This window comes from Roseomonas sp. E05 (assembly GCF_030063475.1).
Taxonomy (GTDB): domain Bacteria; phylum Pseudomonadota; class Alphaproteobacteria; order Acetobacterales; family Acetobacteraceae; genus Pseudoroseomonas.
Window position 1 is genome coordinate 1 of sequence record NZ_JASIRT010000013.1, and the last position, 15,320, is coordinate 15,320.

A 15,320-nucleotide genomic window follows, 5' to 3' on the forward strand; every position below is an offset into this window, starting at 1 on the left:
CGGATCGAGGACTACAACGAAGTCCACCCCCACAAGGGCTTGCGGATGTGTTCACCCCGTGAGTTCATCCGCGCCCAGTCTCAACCAGCCCCGTGTCCGGTTTGATGGGGGCAACTCCAGACTGGATCTTGCCGAAATCCTTCATGGAACGGGCATCCAAGTCAGTATCGTCAATCCATCTCGGGTAAAGTCTTATGGACAAAGCGAGTTGGCGCGCAACAAGACTGACAAGCTTGATGCGGCGCTTATTGCAAGATTCTGCCGTGCTCATAGCCAAGGATCGGTATAGGCAGCAGGGCTCGTATCAAGGATCTATTCCGTAATCACAATGGAATGCAGATCAGCGATGCTGACGATCGGCATGGCATGCAGTTGCGAAAATCGCTGTAGCTCCGGCAGCCTTGCCATGCTGCCATCGGGGTTGGTGACCTCGCAAAGCACGCCCGATCGCGACAGGCCCGCCATGGCCATCAGCGCTATGGTCGCCTCTGTATGCCCTTGCCTGCCTACCAAGCCGGCTCGGTGCGCCCGTAGCGGAAAGACATGGCCCGGCCTGGCCAGGTCTTCGGGCAGTGCATCAGGGCTTACAGCGGCACGGATGGTGGTCAGCCGATCCGCTGCTGAAACACCCGACGACACGCCTTCCTTAGCCTCGATGGAGACGGTGAAGCCTGTGCCAAAGCTGGACGTGTTGTGCTCCACCATGAGCGGGAGATTCAGAGCATCAGCTCGCTCGGCCGTCAGCACCAGGCAGACGATCCCGCTACCTTCGCGGATCATAAGTGCCATCTGATTCACGGTCAGCGTGTCAGTGGCGAAGATCATGTCGCCTTCATTTTCACGATCTTCATCGTCAACGACGATGACACCGCCGCCGCGACGAAGCTGATGCAGTGCAGCTTGCACGCGGTCGACGGAATTTCCGGCGAGGGAAGGATGAGAGATACAGACATCAAGCATCGAGACACAACCTGGTTGAGTGGTGATGCGTTGGTTGACGTTAACGCCTACGCTGAAAGGCAAGCCTTCCTGAAAAGCCACGTCAGGATATCTTATTTCATTCGATGACCTGCCGCCGCCCAGCGAGCGTGGCGAAGACAGTTACCAGAACGCTTGATACGATCAGTAGAGACAGGGGCGAGGTCCAGCTTCCGGTCGCTTCATGCAAGACGCCGACGAGAAGTGGCCCAGCCGCTGCGCCTGCATAGCCGATGAACTGGGCCATCCCTGAGAGGGCAGAGGCCTGGTGGTGGTCATGCGTGCGGAGAGCAAACAGAGAAAGGCTCGTGACCATCGCGATGCCTGCGCCAAGTCCCGCACTTGCCAGCCAAAGCAGAGAATAGTCAGGCCGCGCCAGCAGACCAACGGTGCCAACAAGCAGAAAAATACCGCAGCTGAAGCCGAGCAGCATTTGATCGTGCGAGCGTCGAATGAGGGAAGCACTGCCCAAGTTCGTCGCCACTGCCACCACCTGATAGACGAGGAGGTACAGCCCAGCAGTGCCGAGCGGTAGACCGGAATTAGCAGCATAGGACGCAAACCAGTCCACGATCGCATAGAAGATGAGTGAGTGAAGTGCGAAGAAGATCGAGACCTGCCAGCCGATCGCATGACGCCAGGGGGAGACATAGGGCTGCGCGGCAGTCATCGAAGCCAGATGGTGCTGCCGTCCTCGCATTTGCGGCATCCAGACGAGCAAGGTGACGAGCGCCAGCAGCGCCCACGCGCCGATCGACCAACGCCAGTCAGATCCCGGCAATTGTGCTATCGGCACCGCGATCCCGGCGGACAGTCCTGCAGTTCCCGCCATCGCAGCTGCGTAGAGACCAATTAGCCCTGCCCCGCGCACGGGGAAGTCACGCTTGACGAGCCCGGGTAAAAGTACGTTTCCGAAAGCGATTCCAATACTTAGAAGCGCGGTCCCCAGCCAAATCGCACCAGGTAGCGCTAGCGAGCGGATCAACGTGCCGAGGAGAATTGCCAGGATGGAGCTTGCCAGAATTCGCTCAAGCCCGTGCCGCCGTCCGAGCGCCGGCGCAACCAGAGATAAGACCGCGAAGAGCAGAAGCGGAAGGGCATTGAGTAGGCCGGCCGCTGTCCCGTCGAGATGCAGTGCCTGCTGGATATCCGGAAGCACCGGTCCCAGGCTAGTAATAGGCGCGCGGAGGTTAGCGCCGATCAAGATGATGCCGACGCAAAGCGTCAGCCTGGACCTGGGCGCAGGTATAATGATGTTTGGGGTAGCGGACACAACAACCTCGCACGAGCGATTGCGCCACAATGGAGCGCAGCCAGCAGTGGTGCGTTGGTTGACGTTAACGCTTACGCGAAAGGCAACTGGACCTGTCGTCTGCCCCGTGAGCTAGTTCATCGTCCCCCACTCGTCAACTCAAAATTGCCACTGTCCGCCATGGGAAGCTGGCCTTTGTTTTGGTTCGGGATAGATCGTGCGAACATGAAGGATTTTGCACCGCAGTGCGGAAGTCGCCGGATCAACAGCGTCGCCTTTGCACAAGCCCACTGCATGTGTCCACGCAGGGACGTGTTCAGAGAAAGTGACCTTCCCCAAGGCCACTGCCAAAGCAAACGGGACCACAGCTCACAATTGCCTCCTTGATAGGCAAGGCGGCCCTCCAGGGCGCTTGCCTTTCTACACAGCATCTCTGGGAGCGGAACAGTCCCGGCGGCGCCGATTATCGCCTTTTTTGGGCAATCTTTCGGATGCGGCCGCCGCGGCCCGCCTGGCCTAGCCTAGGAGGCAAATCGTGGAGAGGACCGCCCATGCGCGAGTACAGCATCGCCGCCATCCCGGCCGATGGCATCGGCCCAGAGGTCATCGCCGCCGGCCTGCAGGCCCTGGCCGCCCTGGAGCGGCGAATGGGCAGCTTCCGCCTGCATGTCGAGACCTTCCCCTGGGGCTCCGACTACTACAGGCAACACGGCGTGATGATGCCGGCGGACGGGCTGGCCACGCTGAAGAAGTTCGACGCGATCTATTTCGGCGCGGTCGGGGCGCCGGACGTACCGGACCACGTCACCCTCTGGGGCCTGCGCCTGCCGATCTGCCAGGGCTTCGACCAGTACGCCAATGTCCGTCCCACCAAGATCCTGCCCGGCGTCACCCCGCCGCTGCGCGGCTGCGGCCCGGGCGACCTCGACTGGGTGATCGTGCGCGAGAACTCGGAGGGCGAATATGCCGGCCATGGCGGCCGCGCGCATCGCGGCCTGCCGGAGGAGGTGGCGACCGAGGTGGCCATCTTCACCCGCGTCGGCGTCACGCGGATCATGCGCTACGCCTTCCGCCTGGCCCAGGCGCGGCCCCGCAAGTTCCTCACCGTCGTCACCAAGTCCAACGCCCAGCGCTTCGGCATGGTGATGTGGGACGAGATCGCCGAGGAGGTCTCGAGGGAGTTCCCCGACGTCACCTGGGACAAGATGCTGGTGGACGCCATGACCATGCGCATGGTGCTGAAGCCGCAGAGCCTCGACACCATCGTCGCCACCAACCTGCACGCCGACATCCTCTCCGACCTCGCCGCCGCGCTGGCCGGCTCGCTCGGCGTGGCTCCCACCGGCAATGTGGACCCGGAGCGGCGCTTCCCCTCGATGTTCGAACCGATCCACGGCTCGGCCTTCGACATCACGGGCAAGGGCATCGCCAACCCGGTCGCCACCTTCTGGACCGGCGCGCAGATGCTGGAGCACCTCGGCGAGCCTGAGGCCGCCGCGCGCCTGATGCGGGCGGTGGAGCGCGTCACCGGGGCCGGCATCCTGACGCCCGACCTGGGCGGCAAGGCGACGACGAAGGAGGTGACGGAGGCGGTCTGCGACGCCATCCACAGCGCGAATATCTGAGCCGGCCGGAACGACAAGAGAGCAACGAGGAAACGTCCATGCTGCAACGCCGCACCCTGCTCGCCGCAGGCTCCGCCCTGCTGGCCATCCCCGCCCTGCGCTCCGCACGGGCGGCGGATTTCCCCGACCATGCCGTCACCATCACCGTGCCCTTCGCCGCCGGCGGCCCGACCGACGTGGTCAGCCGGCTGGTGGCCGAGGGGATGTCGAAGAATCTCGGCCAGCCGGTGGTGGTGGAGAACGTCACCGGTGCCGGCGGCACCATCGCCGCCGCGCGCGTCGCCCAGGCGCGGCCGGATGGCTACACCCTGCTGATGCACCATATCGGCCATGCCAGCACGGCGACGCTGTACCGCAAGCTGCCCTATGACGTGCAGGAGAGCTTCGCGCCGCTCGGCCTGGTGTCGGATGCGGCGATGACCATCGTGGCGCGCCCCGACTTCCCCGCCACGGACCTGAAGGCCGTGCTGGCCGCCATCCAGGAGAAGGGGGATGCGCTGACCCTGGCGCATTCCGGCCTCGGCGGCGCCAATCAGCTCTGCGGCATGCTGCTGCAACGCACGGCGGGCAAGGCGCTGACCAGCGTGGTGTTCCGCGGCAGTGCCCCCGCCATCACCGACCTGATGGCCGGCCGCATCGACCTGTTCTGCGACCAGGCGACCAACACGGTAGGCTTCATCCGCGACGGACGCATCAAGGCCTATGCCGTGACGCTGCCGGAGCGGGTGCCGGGCCTCGACCTGCCGACCACCGCCGAGGCCGGCGCGCCGCAACTCTCGATGAGCACCTGGCACGGTCTCTACGCCCCGCGTGGCACGCCGCCCGAGGTGCAGGAGCGGCTCTCCACCGCCATCCGCGCCGCGCTGCGCGAGGAGCGGTTGCTGGCCCGCTTCAGCGAACTGGTGACGGCGCCTGCCAGCCAGGAGCGCGCCACCCCCGCCTATCACGCCCGCTTCCTGGCGGAGGAGGTGGCCCGCTGGCGCCCGATCATCCAGGACGCCGGCCAGTACGCGGACTGAGCCGGGCGGGCCGGCAGCGGGGGTTCGCCCCGCTGCCGCTGCGCAGGCCTTCTCAGCCGTTCGGGCGGAGGACAACCTTCACGCAGCCATCCTTCTTGTCACGGAAGGTGTTGTAGAGTTCCGGCCCGTCCTCCAGGGAGGCCGAGCGGTGGGTGATGATGAAGGACGGATCGATCTCGCCCTTCTCGATGCGCCGCAGCAGCGGCTCCATGTAGCGCAGCATATGGGTCTGGCCGGTCTTCATGGTCAGCGCCTTGTTCATGAAGGCGCCCATGGCGACCGGCGAGAAGCTCACATAGACACCGGGCACGGAGACGATGCCGCCCGGCCGGCAGGCCAGGATCGCCTGATTCAGCGCGAAGGGCCGCTCCATGCTGATGGTGTGGCTCATCACATTGGAGGTCACGCTCTGCGCCAGCGTGTCCGCGCCATGGCTCTCCATGCCCACCGCCTCGATCACCGCATCGGGGCCCAGACCCTTGGTCAGCTCAAGGATGTTCTCCTGCACCTTGCCCTCGCCATAGTCGATCGTCTCGGCGCCGGCCTCGCGCGCCAGGGCCAGCCGCTCCGGCACCGTGTCGATCGCGATGACACGCCTGGCGCCCTGCAGGAAGCAGGAGCGGATGGTGAGCTGCCCGACCGGTCCGCAGCCCCAGACGGCGATGGTGTCGCCCGGCTTGATCTCGCAGTTCTCGGCCGCCATCCAGGCGGTCGGGAAGATGTCGGAGAGGAACAGCACCTGCTCGTCGGTCAGGCTTTCCGGCACCTTGAGGTGGCTGACATCGGCGAAGGGCACGCGGATATACTCAGCCTGGCCACCGGCATAGCCGCCGGTGACATGCGAGTAGCCGAACAGCCCCGCCGTCGCATAGCCGAACTGCTCCGCCTGCATCTTGCCGTTGCGGTTGGAGCGCTCGCAGAGCGACCAGTTGCCCCATTTGCACTGCCGGCACTCGCCGCAGCAGATGGTGAAGGGCACCACCACGCGGTCGCCCACCTTCAGCTTGCTGTTCTCGCGCCCGACCTCGACGACCTCCCCCATGCATTCATGGCCGAGCACGTCGCCGCTTTCCATGGTGGGGACGAAGCCGCCCATCAGGTGCAGGTCGGAGCCGCAAATCGCACAGGCGGTGACCTTGATGATGGCGTCGCGGCCGTGTTCGATCTTGGGATCGGGGACCGCCTCGCAGCGAATATCGCCCTTGCCGTGCCAGGTCAGTGCTTTCATGGAGGATCTCTTCGAAAAGGTTGCGGTCGGGAAAGGGGCGGTGCGGCGCCGGCGCCTGGAGCAGATCGCGTTCCGATGGCATCATCGGAACGGGTGAAGATGCTCGCCAAAACAAACGGCTGGAGCGTTTTCCGGGAGCCAGGGCGAACAGAAAATATTCTAGTGCTTGCCTGAGTCGGGCGCGGCGGCGGCACTGTGCTGCCTGGCGAGCATGCCGGCCGGCGTGACGGAGGCGATCGCCGTCTGCAGCTTGTTGTGCCAGCCGCTCACCACGTCGCCATCGCCGCGCATCATCGCGTCGAAGCCGGTCTTTGCGACATCGGCGGGATCGTCCTTCTTCGCCTGGCCGATCTTGGTGTCCTCCATGCCGGCGCGTTCGAAGAAGTCGGTCTCGGTCGCGCCGGGCATCAGGCAGGTGACGGTGATGCCCTGATCCTTCACCTCGTGGCGCAGCGCGAAGGAGAAGGAGTCCAGGAAGGCCTTGGATGCATTGTAGACCGCCTGATAGGTGCCGGGGATGAAGCCGGCGATGGAGCCGGTGATGAGGATCTTGCCGTGCCCCTGCATGCGCATCGCGCGGCCAGCCCTCTGGATCAGGGAAAGGGTGCCCGTGATGTTGGTGTCGATGACGCGGCGCACCGCATCGAAATCCTGGTCCAGGAAGCCCTCGCCGAGGCCGCGCCCCGCATTGGCCAGCAGCGCATCGACCGGGCGGCCGCCGAGCGCGGCCCAGAGCTTGTCCACGCCCTCCGGCGTGGCGAGGTCGGCCTCCACCGCATCCACCGCGGCGCCGAGGCCTCGGAAATCCGCGGCGGCGTCGTTGATGGCGGCCTCATCCGCCGCGACCAGCAGATCGAACCCGTTCTGGGCGCAGCATTTCGCGAGCTCATAGCCGATGCCGGTCGAGGCGCCGGTGACGATGGCGAGGGGCTTCCGGGTGTCGGTCGGCATGGCGGCTCCGCAGCTCAGGGATGGCTCCGTAACCGCCCGGCAGGGCCTCTGGTTCCTGAAAACGCCTTATTCATGTGCCGGGCCGCCGCGGCCTGCCATGCCGGACCACTGGCGAGGCGGAGCAAAAGTGCGGCTGAGAAGGCTCGCCGCTGCGGTGTGGTGTCCGAAGCGGATGGCTTCTCGCCACGTTACAGGCCTGGTCAGGAATGAGAGATCTTAATGCCATCGCGCCCCTATGTGATGCCGCGCGCCGGGCTGCGCGTGGCGGAGTGGCTGGAGCAGGGGCTGGGCGCCGACCCCGGGCTGCTCCGCCTGCGTTTCGCCGCCCGGGTCACGCTGCTGGTCGCTCTCGCGGCGCTGGGCCTCATTGCCCTGCACCGCTGGGCGGCCATGCCCGTGCCAGCCGCCGCGCTCGGCTTCATGGTGGCGCAGTTCAGCGGCGCGGCGGTGCGCGACCCGACGCCGCGGGCGCAGGCGGTCACGACGCTCCTAATCGGGCTTCCGGCCCTGGCGGGCGCCGCGCTCGCCTCCGTCGTCGCCCCCTGGCGCTGGGCAACCGATCTCGGCTTCCTGCTGGTGGTCTTCGCGGCCGCCCTGGCGCGTGGCCGGGGGCTGCGGCTGGCGGCCTGCGGCATGCAGGGCTTCGTCGGCTTCTACATCGCCCAGCTCCTGCAGCTGCAGCCGGAGCAGTTGCCTTATGGCGCCGGGGCCGTGGGCTTCGTCATCCTGACCGCGCTGCTGGTCCGCCTGGTGCTGTTCCCCGAGCGGCCGGCGGCTGCCCTGCCGCGCCTGGTGCGGAGCGTGGAGCGCCAGGCCGCCCATCTGCTGGACGAGGTGCGCCGATCACCTCCGGCCGGAGAGCCGCGCCGCCTGATCCGCCGGCGGGCGCGGCTGCAGGAGGCGATCCTGGCCGCGGAGGAACAGATCGAGCGGCTGCATGGTGCCGGGGAAGGGGGGATGAGCCGGCTCACCATGCAGCTTCTGGAACTGCAGCTCGGTGCACAGCGGGTTGCGCTGCTCTGCACGGACCCTGCGCGGGAAGGGCAGGCCGGGCCAGCCCTGCTCCACCGGCTCGACCGGATCATCCGGCAACTGGGCCTGTCGCCCGGCGGTGGAGAACCGGCCGCCCGCCAGGAGGCGCGGGATCACACCCCGCTCGGTCACGCCCTGGAGCGCCTGTCCGCCACCGTGCGGGACCTGCCCCGCGCGCCGGGGGCGATCCTGACGGCGGCCCGGGAGCGGCTGCCCCTGGGCGAGGCGGAGAAGCCCGCCGCGGCGGATGCGTCGCAGGGCGGCGGAGTGGAGGTGGGTTGGCTCGGTCCTGGTGGGCGGCAGGTCATTCAGGTCACGGTGGCGAGCGGCGCGGCCATGCTGCTGGGCCAGCTGCTGTCCAGCCAGCGCTGGTACTGGAGCGTGCTGGCGGCCTTCATCATCTTCGCCGGCACCGGGCCGCGCACTGCGACCCTGACCAAGGCCCTGCAACGGATCCTCGGAACGCTGCTCGGCATCGGTGCCGGGCTGGCCATCGGTGCGGCGGTGCAGGGCAACCAGGGGCTGATTCTGCTGCTGGCCCTGCTCTGCGAATTCCTGGCCTTCTATGCCTTCCAGGCGGCCTATGCGGTGATGATCTTCTGGATCACCGTCATGCTGTCGCTGCTCTATGCGCTGCTCGGCCACTTCCAGGCCGGGCTGCTGGAAATCCGCCTGGGCGAGACGGTCATCGGCGCGGCGGCGGGCATGGCCGTGGCGGCGGCGCTGCTGCCACGGCGGACGCGCGATGCCCTGCGCGAAGCCGGGCTCGGCTTCCTGCGCGCACTCTGCGCCGTGCTCGGCTCCCGGCCGTGGGAGGCACCCCATCCCGAGGCGGCGGCACATTCCCAGGCCGGTCCTGTGCGCCGGTGCGTGCAGACCCTGCGCGCCGCGGCCGGTCCGCTCGACCGCGGCTGGGCCGTGGCAACGCCGCCCGCGATGCGGGAGACCGTCCAGGCCGCGATGGCCTGTGCTTACCTGCTTGACGAATGGCTGGCCCTGTGCCGGCGGGGCGCGCCGCAATCCGGCGACGTCGCCGCCCTGCGCGCGGATCTGGAGCGGATCATCGAGGCCATCGAGTGTGGCGCGCCCCTGCCCGCAGGCGGCGGCACGGCTGGCGCACCGGGCGGTGAGGGTACCGCCCTGGCCGCGCTCACCCAGGCGATCCACCATTTCGCCGCCGCTCTCGACGCAGCCTTGCGGCGTGGCCGACTTGGCGCCGGCCTTGCGGCGTTCTGGCCCTTTCGGAGTGCCGGCACGCGGCCCGCCGGCTAGCCCAGGACCAGGGCCGGCCACTGCCGGAGCGCGATGACCCTCAATCTGCCCGCCCGCCATGCCAGGCCCGTGCTGCCGGCGAAGCAGGGTGTACGCCTGCTCCGCGGCATGCCTTTGCCGAGAACCGAGTTGACCGTGTCATCCCGGACCCTGCCATCCGCTCCCGCCTTCAGGCCGCCCGGCGCATCCGCCGGGCCAGCATCTCGCCGATCATCACGCAGGTGAAATGCAGGTTGGCCCGGCAGTCGCTCGGCATGATCGAGGCATCGCCCACACGCAAACCCCGCACGCCGCGCACGCGCAGGTCGGGGTCCACGACGCCGCGCGGGTCCTCGTGGGCGGTCATGCGGCAGGTGCCGGCGGCGTGCTGGATGTCGCCGGCCTGCTCCAGCATCAGCGCGTCCAGCGCGTCGTCCGGCAGGGCGGCGGCCTCGGCCATGTCCAGCCCGGTGTCGCCGAAGGTGGCGGCCGTCACGATGCGCTGCACCGGCGCCATCGCCGTCAGCCGGGCGAGGCGCCGCACCCCGTCGCGCAGCCGCAGCCGGTCGGCGGGATGGTCGAGCATGTTCTCCTCCACCTCCGGCTGCGCCTCGGGCGCGGCGGAGACCAGCCGCAGTTCCCCGCGTGAGAGGGCATCGTAGAGCGCGACGCCGATGCCGCCGGCCGGGGAGGGCTCCTCGCCGGGCGGCAGGTTGCGGTGGTTGTAGGCCACCATGATCATGTCGCGCTCGCCGCCGAAGCCGCTGCTGTAGGTGACGCAGCAGTTGGTGTGGCGCGCGTCCCGCCCGCGCGCGCGGTGCTCCGGGCGCAGCGCAAGGCTCGCGCGCAGGATGGGATGGTCCATGAAGTGCCGCCCCACGGCCGGCTGGTCGTGCAGCACGGGGATGCCGAGCGCCGCCAGCGCCGCCGCCGGCCCGATGCCGGAGCGCATCAGGATGGCCGGGCTGTGGATGGCGCCGGCGCAGAGCACCACCTCGCGCGCGGCCAGCTCCTGCCATTCGCCGCTGCCCTCGAAGCGCACGCGCACGCCGCACGCCGCCTTGCCCTCGAACAGCACCCGGTCCACCAGCGCGCCGCCGCGGATCTCCAGGTTCGGGCGGCCGCGCGCCGGCTCCAGATAGCCGTCATTGGTGGTGACGCGCTGCCCGTCGCGGCTGTTGATCGGATGGCAGGAGACGCCTTCGCCCTCAGGCGCGTTCTGATCGGGCTTCCAGGGATAGCCGGCGGCGAGGGCGGCCTCGCGCAGCGCCAGGTCCACCGCGCCCCATTCGGCGAGCGGCGTGCGATGCACCGGCAGTGGCCCGCCACGCCGGATGCCGGGCGCGGTGCCGGTCTCCGCGTCATCCTCGATGGCGTCGAAGACCGGCAGCACCTCGACCGCCGACCAGCCCTCGCAGCCCGCCTCCGCCCAGGCGTCGAAGGCCGCCGGCACGCCGCGGATGGCGATCTGCGCGTTGACTGTCGAGGAGCCGCCGAGCGCCCTGCCGCGCCAGTAGAAGCGCGGCGCCTGCGTCCGCGTGCGGCGGGCCATCAGCTCCGGCCACTGCCATTCGGCCTGGTGCGTGGGGCTGTGCATGAAGGGAATGATGTTGGCGCTGCGCAGGGCGGGGGGCGCCTCGGCGCTCCGCCAGTCGCGCCCCGCTTCCAGCAGCAGCACGCGGCGGGAGGGGTCTTCCGACAGCCGCGCGGCAAGCGGCGCGCCGGCCGAACCCGCGCCGACCACAATCACATCATGCATGGATGACGGTTCTCCGGGCTTCCTGGGCACTGACCCGCCCAGGCTACGACGCCCATCGCTCCGGCGCGAGAGGCGGCGGGCCGTGCGGCAGGCTCAGCCCGGGCCGAGTTCCATCAGCTGCGCCGCCTTCAGGGCCGCCTCGCGCGAGGGCGGGACGATGGCCTCCACCCGCGCCGTCAGCAGCACGACGCTGACCACCTTCGCGATCCACTCGATGTGCAGTTCGCGGGAGAACCAGAAGGCCTCATCCGGGCGGCCGGCGGCGGCGGCCGAACGCTCGCGGGCCTCGACGAGCAGATTCCGCAGCCCTGCGCGCATCCGCTCGCCGGCCATGGCCTGCCGACAGTCGGCGACGGCACGCTCGGCGCCCTGGAAGGCCAGGGTGGCGTCCGGGCTGCGGCGGCGGAGGCGCGCCTCTTCCAGTGTGTCGTCGAGCAGGAGGTTCAGGAAATCCCGGATCAGCATGGCTGCTCTCCTTGGCCATTCCGGAAATGGTGGGCGCGCCGGGCGGCGACCCGCAAGCGCCACGGCGAAGACGGGCGATCCTGCCGCACCAATTCGGCGTGACCGCGGCCTTCCGCGCCCGCAGGGGCCGGGCAGCATGGCTTCCTGCCCGTATCGTTGTCCTGTCCTACAATGGGACAAGGGCCTTGCGCAGCCAGGAAAGCTGTCCGTATTCTGTATACCGCCCTTGCTACCCGGCCAAACGAGGAACAACGTCCATGGTTGAAATCACCCGCCGCGCGGCTTTCGCCGCCGCAGCCGGTCTTGCCATGCCCTGGGTTGCCGCTCCGGCCCATGCGCAGACCACCCGCATCCGCTTCGCCCACCCGCACCCCGAGAGCGACAGCTGGCACCGCGCCGCGCTGCTCTTCGCCCGGACGCTGAAAGAGCGCTCGGACGGGGCCATCACCGTTCAGGTCTTCCCCAACGGCGCACTGGGCAGCGATCCCACCATCATCTCCGCCGCGCGCGGCGGCACGCTGGACATCGCGCTGACCGGCAACCCCTACTTCACCGGCCTGGCGCCGAAGCTGAACGTGCTCGACCTGCCCTTCCAGTTCCGCGACCGCAAGCACGTCGCCGCAGTGCTGGACGGCCCGATCGGCGACAAGCTGAAGCCGGAGCTGGAGCCCTCGGGGCTGGTGGTGCTGGGCTTCTGGGATATCGGCTTCCGCAACCTGACCAACTCGCGCCGCGCCGTGCAGACCGCCGCCGACATCGAGGGGCTGAAGATCCGCACCACGCCGAACCCGGCGCATATCAAGGCCTTCCAGCTCCTCGGCGCGAACCCGACGCCGCTCGCCTTCACCGAGCTGTTCACCGCGCTGGAGACGCGCACCGTGGACGGACAGGAGAACCCGACGACGCTGATCCTGAACGCGCGCTTCTTCGAGGTGCAGAAGCATCTCAGCCTGACGCGCCACGCCTACACCGCCGGCATCCTGGCGATGTCGAAGCAGCGGCTGGACTCCCTGCCGGAGAAGCATCGCGAACTGATCCGCGCCGTGGCCGCCGAGGTCACCCCGAAGCAGCGGCAGATGAACGAGGATGCCGAGCCCGGCTCCATCGCCAAGCTGAAGGAGGAGGGCATGCAGGTGGTCGCGGAGCCGGACCGCGAGTCCATGGCCAAGATCGTGGTCGCCCCGGTGCGCGCCGAATACACCAGCCAGTTCGGCGCGGAACTGCCCGAAGCCATCCACGCCACCGGCGCCTGAGCGCGACCCCAGCCGGAGAATGCGCGCCATGCGCCTGATCGACCTGTCCATGCCCATCGCGCCGCATTTCCGCTGGCGTCCGGAGATCTCCGTCACTGGCGACATCGCCGCCGGCGACCAGTTCCGCGTGACGAAGCTGCACACCACCTGCCACGGCTTCAGCCATGTGGACGCGCGCGCGCATATCCTGGCGGACGCACCGACCATCGAGAGCACGCCGCTCGACCGCGTGGTCGGGCCGGCCCGCATCTTCGACCTCCGCGCGGCGCCGGATAACGCCGCCATCGACGCTGCCCGCCTGCGCGCCGCCGATCCTGGCGGGCCGGAGGGCGAGATCCTGCTGCTCTCCGCCGGCTGGGACGGCCGCCGCGACCGCAACACCCGCGAGTTCTGGACCGAATCCCCCTGGCTGACGCGCGACGCGGCGGAATACCTCGCCACCCTGAAGCCGACGGCGGTGGCCTTCGACTTCCCGCAGGACTTCCCGATCCGCCTGCTGCTGGACAAGCAGGAAGTTCCCTTCGACCAGCATGTGACGCATGACGTGCTGCTGCGCCACGGCGTGACGCTGATCGAGTACCTGATCAACACCACGGCGTTGGAGGGCAGCCGCACCTTCCTCTGCGCCGCGCCGCTGCTGATCCCGGGCGCCGACGGTGCGCCGGCACGGGTCTTCGCCATCGAGGGCCTGGCGGCATGATCGCCCGCCTCGCCCGGCTCTCGGACAGGGTCTTCGCCCTGGCCGAGTGGCTGCTGGTGTTGGCATTGGGAATCATGGTGGTGATGGTCTTCGGGAATGTGGTGCTGCGCTACGCCTTCAACTCCGGCATCACCGTCACCGACGAAATCTCGCGCCTGCTCTTCGTCTGGCTCACCTTTCTCGGCGCCGTGGTGGTGCTGCGCCAGGGCGGCCATCTCGGCTTCGATCTGGTGACGGGCGCGCTTCCCAAGGCCGGGCGGCACGTCTGCCGCATCATCTCCGGCCTGCTGATCCTGGTCTGCTGCGCCGTCTTCCTCTGGGGCGCCTGGCTGCAGACGGCGCTGAACATGGGCAACCTGGCGCCCGTCTCCGGCGTGCCGCTGGGCTGGACCTATGCCTCCGCCGTGGTGGCGGGCGTCGGGCTGGGCCTGCTGGCGCTCGTCGACCTGACCGCCGCGCTCATGGGCCAGGAGCCGCCAGAGCGCCACATGGAAGGGGAGGCCGGCGCGTGACGCTGTTCATCTTCGCCGCCTCGCTGCTGGGCGCGATGGCGGTGGGGATGCCCATTGCTTTCGCGCTGATGGCCTCCTCGCTGGCGCTGATGTGGCATCTGGACCTCTTCCAGCCTCAGGCGATGGCGTTGCAGATGCTGAACGGCGCCGACAGCTTCGCGCTGCTCGCCATCCCCTTCTTCATGCTGGCGGGCGAGGCGATGAACGCGGGTGGCCTCTCACGGCGCCTCGTGCATCTCGGCATGGCGCTGGTCGGACATGTGCGCGGCGGCCTCGGCTATGTGGCGATCGTCGCGGCGATCTTCCTCGCCTCGCTCTCCGGCTCGGCGGTGGCGGACACCGCGGCGCTGGCCGCCGTGCTGATGCCGGTGATGCGGCAGGCCGGGCACGACGTGCCGCGCGCGGCGGGGCTGATGGCGGCGGGCGGCATCATCGCGCCGGTGATCCCGCCCTCGATCGGCTACATCGTCTTCGGCGTGGCGGCGAACACCTCGATCACCGCGCTGTTCCTGGCCGGCGTCGTCCCCGGCATCCTGATGGGCGCGGCGCTGGCCATCACCTGGGCGATCGTCGCGCGGCGCGAGAGCTCGGCCGTGATGCCGGTGATGAACGGCGCCGAGCGGCTGGCGGCGCTGCGCGACGCGGCGCTGGCGCTGGTGCTGCCGGCGCTCATCATCGGCGGCCTGAAGTTCGGCATCTTCACGCCGACCGAGGCGGCGGTGGTGGCCGCGGTCTATGCGCTCTTCGCCGGAATGGTGATCTATCGCGAGCTGAAGCCGCGCGACCTGCCCCAGGTGATGCTGAACGCCGTGCGCACCAGCGCGGCGGTGATGTTCCTGGTCGCCGCCGCCTCCGTCTCGGCCTACCTCATCACCATCGCCGACATCCCCGGCGAGGTGCGGAACCTCCTCGAACCCTTCATGGGCGATCGCATCAGCCTGATGCTGGCCATCATGCTGCTGGTCATCCTCGTCGGCACCGCGCTCGACTTCATCCCGACCATCCTGATCCTCACGCCGGTGCTGATGCCCATCGTGCGCGAGGCCGGCATCGACCCGGTCTATTTCGGCGTGCTGTTCATCCTGAACTGCGCCATCGGGCTGCTGACGCCGCCGGTCGGTGCGGTGCTGAACGTGGTCTGCGCGGTGGCGAGGGTCCGCATGGGCTCGGTGATCCGGGGCGTGCTGCCCTTCCTGACCTCGCAGGTCGTGGTGCTGCTGGCGCTGACGCTGATGCCGTGGCTGGTACTCGGTCCGCTGCGCTGGCTGCGCTGAACGGGGGAGGGCAGGCGCCAG

The 15,320-nt window shown here is 68.7% G+C and carries 14 protein-coding genes; 8 read left to right on the forward strand and 6 right to left on the reverse strand.

Annotation, left to right across the window (positions count from 1 at the left end; all coding sequences use genetic code 11):
• The first annotated feature begins 58 nt into the window (after nt 1-58).
• Nucleotides 59-289 carry a transposase gene (locus QMO56_RS14380; RefSeq protein WP_408906530.1) on the forward strand — a complete coding sequence of 77 codons (231 nt, stop codon included), beginning with the start codon at nt 59-61 and terminating at the stop codon, nt 287-289.
• A gap of 23 nt (nt 290-312) precedes the next feature.
• On the opposite strand, the gene ribB is transcribed toward QMO56_RS14380, so the two are convergent.
• On the reverse strand, nt 313-960 hold the full coding sequence (gene ribB, locus QMO56_RS14385) for a 3,4-dihydroxy-2-butanone-4-phosphate synthase (protein ID WP_283526884.1): 648 nt from the start codon (nt 958-960) through the stop codon (nt 313-315).
• A 97-nt stretch (nt 961-1,057) separates the two neighbouring features.
• Entirely contained in the window at nt 1,058-2,251 is a 1,194-nt protein-coding gene (locus QMO56_RS14390; RefSeq protein ID WP_283526670.1) for an MFS transporter, read from the reverse strand.
• A gap of 530 nt (nt 2,252-2,781) precedes the next feature.
• Between QMO56_RS14390 and QMO56_RS14395 the strand changes: the two genes are divergently transcribed.
• Entirely contained in the window at nt 2,782-3,855 is a 1,074-nt protein-coding gene (locus QMO56_RS14395; protein ID WP_283526672.1) for a tartrate dehydrogenase, read from the forward strand.
• A 38-nt stretch (nt 3,856-3,893) separates the two neighbouring features.
• Nucleotides 3,894-4,874 (forward strand): tripartite tricarboxylate transporter substrate-binding protein, encoded by a 981-nt coding sequence (locus tag QMO56_RS14400; protein WP_283526674.1) that lies wholly within the window; start codon nt 3,894-3,896, stop codon nt 4,872-4,874.
• 52 nt (nt 4,875-4,926) lie between these two features.
• On the opposite strand, the gene QMO56_RS14405 is transcribed toward QMO56_RS14400, so the two are convergent.
• Nucleotides 4,927-6,102: a zinc-dependent alcohol dehydrogenase gene (locus QMO56_RS14405; protein WP_283526676.1), complete on the reverse strand. Its 1,176-nt coding sequence runs from the start codon at nt 6,100-6,102 to the stop codon at nt 4,927-4,929.
• A gap of 159 nt (nt 6,103-6,261) precedes the next feature.
• Nucleotides 6,262-7,053: an SDR family oxidoreductase gene (locus QMO56_RS14410; RefSeq protein ID WP_283526678.1), complete on the reverse strand. Its 792-nt coding sequence runs from the start codon at nt 7,051-7,053 to the stop codon at nt 6,262-6,264.
• Nucleotides 7,054-7,272: 219 nt separating this feature from the next.
• On the opposite strand from QMO56_RS14410, the gene QMO56_RS14415 reads away from it, so the two are divergent.
• The gene (locus tag QMO56_RS14415) at nt 7,273-9,357 is read left to right on the forward strand and encodes an FUSC family protein (RefSeq protein WP_283526681.1); all 2,085 of its coding nucleotides are present in this window, start codon (nt 7,273-7,275) and stop codon (nt 9,355-9,357) included.
• Between the two features lie 169 nt (nt 9,358-9,526).
• Here the strand turns inward: QMO56_RS14415 and QMO56_RS14420 are convergent, their stop codons facing one another.
• Together QMO56_RS14420 and QMO56_RS14425 are read right to left on the reverse strand one after the other, a co-directional pair.
• Nucleotides 9,527-11,095 carry a GMC family oxidoreductase gene (locus QMO56_RS14420; RefSeq protein ID WP_283526683.1) on the reverse strand — a complete coding sequence of 523 codons (1,569 nt, stop codon included), beginning with the start codon at nt 11,093-11,095 and terminating at the stop codon, nt 9,527-9,529.
• Between the two features lie 93 nt (nt 11,096-11,188).
• Entirely contained in the window at nt 11,189-11,560 is a 372-nt protein-coding gene (locus QMO56_RS14425; RefSeq protein WP_283526685.1) for a hypothetical protein, read from the reverse strand.
• A 257-nt stretch (nt 11,561-11,817) separates the two neighbouring features.
• Between QMO56_RS14425 and QMO56_RS14430 the strand changes: the two genes are divergently transcribed.
• Genes QMO56_RS14430 through QMO56_RS14445 form a run of 4 tightly spaced genes read left to right on the forward strand, consistent with a single transcriptional unit; the run spans nt 11,818 to nt 15,299 of the window.
• Complete coding sequence (locus QMO56_RS14430) at nt 11,818-12,813, forward strand: TRAP transporter substrate-binding protein (protein WP_283526688.1); 996 nt, start codon at nt 11,818-11,820, stop codon at nt 12,811-12,813.
• Between the two features lie 28 nt (nt 12,814-12,841).
• Entirely contained in the window at nt 12,842-13,513 is a 672-nt protein-coding gene (locus QMO56_RS14435; RefSeq protein ID WP_283526689.1) for a cyclase family protein, read from the forward strand.
• The gene (locus QMO56_RS14440; RefSeq protein WP_283526691.1) at nt 13,510-14,025 is read left to right on the forward strand and encodes a TRAP transporter small permease; all 516 of its coding nucleotides are present in this window, start codon (nt 13,510-13,512) and stop codon (nt 14,023-14,025) included. Before QMO56_RS14435 ends, QMO56_RS14440 begins: the two co-directional genes overlap by 4 nt.
• Nucleotides 14,022-15,299, forward strand: coding sequence for a TRAP transporter large permease (locus QMO56_RS14445; RefSeq protein ID WP_283526693.1), 1,278 nt, complete (start codon nt 14,022-14,024; stop codon nt 15,297-15,299). The genes QMO56_RS14440 and QMO56_RS14445 overlap by 4 nt, the downstream gene beginning before the upstream one ends.
• Nucleotides 15,300-15,320 lie beyond the last annotated feature (21 nt).

Bases quoted from the DNA above. Each gene is read 5' to 3' on its own strand.
- ribB (WP_283526884.1), bottom strand. From the start codon at position 960: ATGCTTGATGTCTGTATCTCTCATCCTTCCCTCGCCGGAAATTCCGTC.
- QMO56_RS14395 (WP_283526672.1), top strand. From the start codon at position 2,782: ATGCGCGAGTACAGCATCGCCGCCATCCCGGCCGATGGCATCGGCCCA.
- QMO56_RS14400 (WP_283526674.1), top strand. From the start codon at position 3,894: ATGCTGCAACGCCGCACCCTGCTCGCCGCAGGCTCCGCCCTGCTGGCC.
- QMO56_RS14405 (WP_283526676.1), bottom strand. From the start codon at position 6,102: ATGAAAGCACTGACCTGGCACGGCAAGGGCGATATTCGCTGCGAGGCG.
- QMO56_RS14410 (WP_283526678.1), bottom strand. From the start codon at position 7,053: ATGCCGACCGACACCCGGAAGCCCCTCGCCATCGTCACCGGCGCCTCG.
- QMO56_RS14415 (WP_283526681.1), top strand. From the start codon at position 7,273: ATGCCATCGCGCCCCTATGTGATGCCGCGCGCCGGGCTGCGCGTGGCG.
- QMO56_RS14420 (WP_283526683.1), bottom strand. From the start codon at position 11,095: ATGCATGATGTGATTGTGGTCGGCGCGGGTTCGGCCGGCGCGCCGCTT.
- QMO56_RS14425 (WP_283526685.1), bottom strand. From the start codon at position 11,560: ATGCTGATCCGGGATTTCCTGAACCTCCTGCTCGACGACACACTGGAA.
- QMO56_RS14430 (WP_283526688.1), top strand. From the start codon at position 11,818: ATGGTTGAAATCACCCGCCGCGCGGCTTTCGCCGCCGCAGCCGGTCTT.
- QMO56_RS14435 (WP_283526689.1), top strand. From the start codon at position 12,842: ATGCGCCTGATCGACCTGTCCATGCCCATCGCGCCGCATTTCCGCTGG.
- QMO56_RS14440 (WP_283526691.1), top strand. From the start codon at position 13,510: ATGATCGCCCGCCTCGCCCGGCTCTCGGACAGGGTCTTCGCCCTGGCC.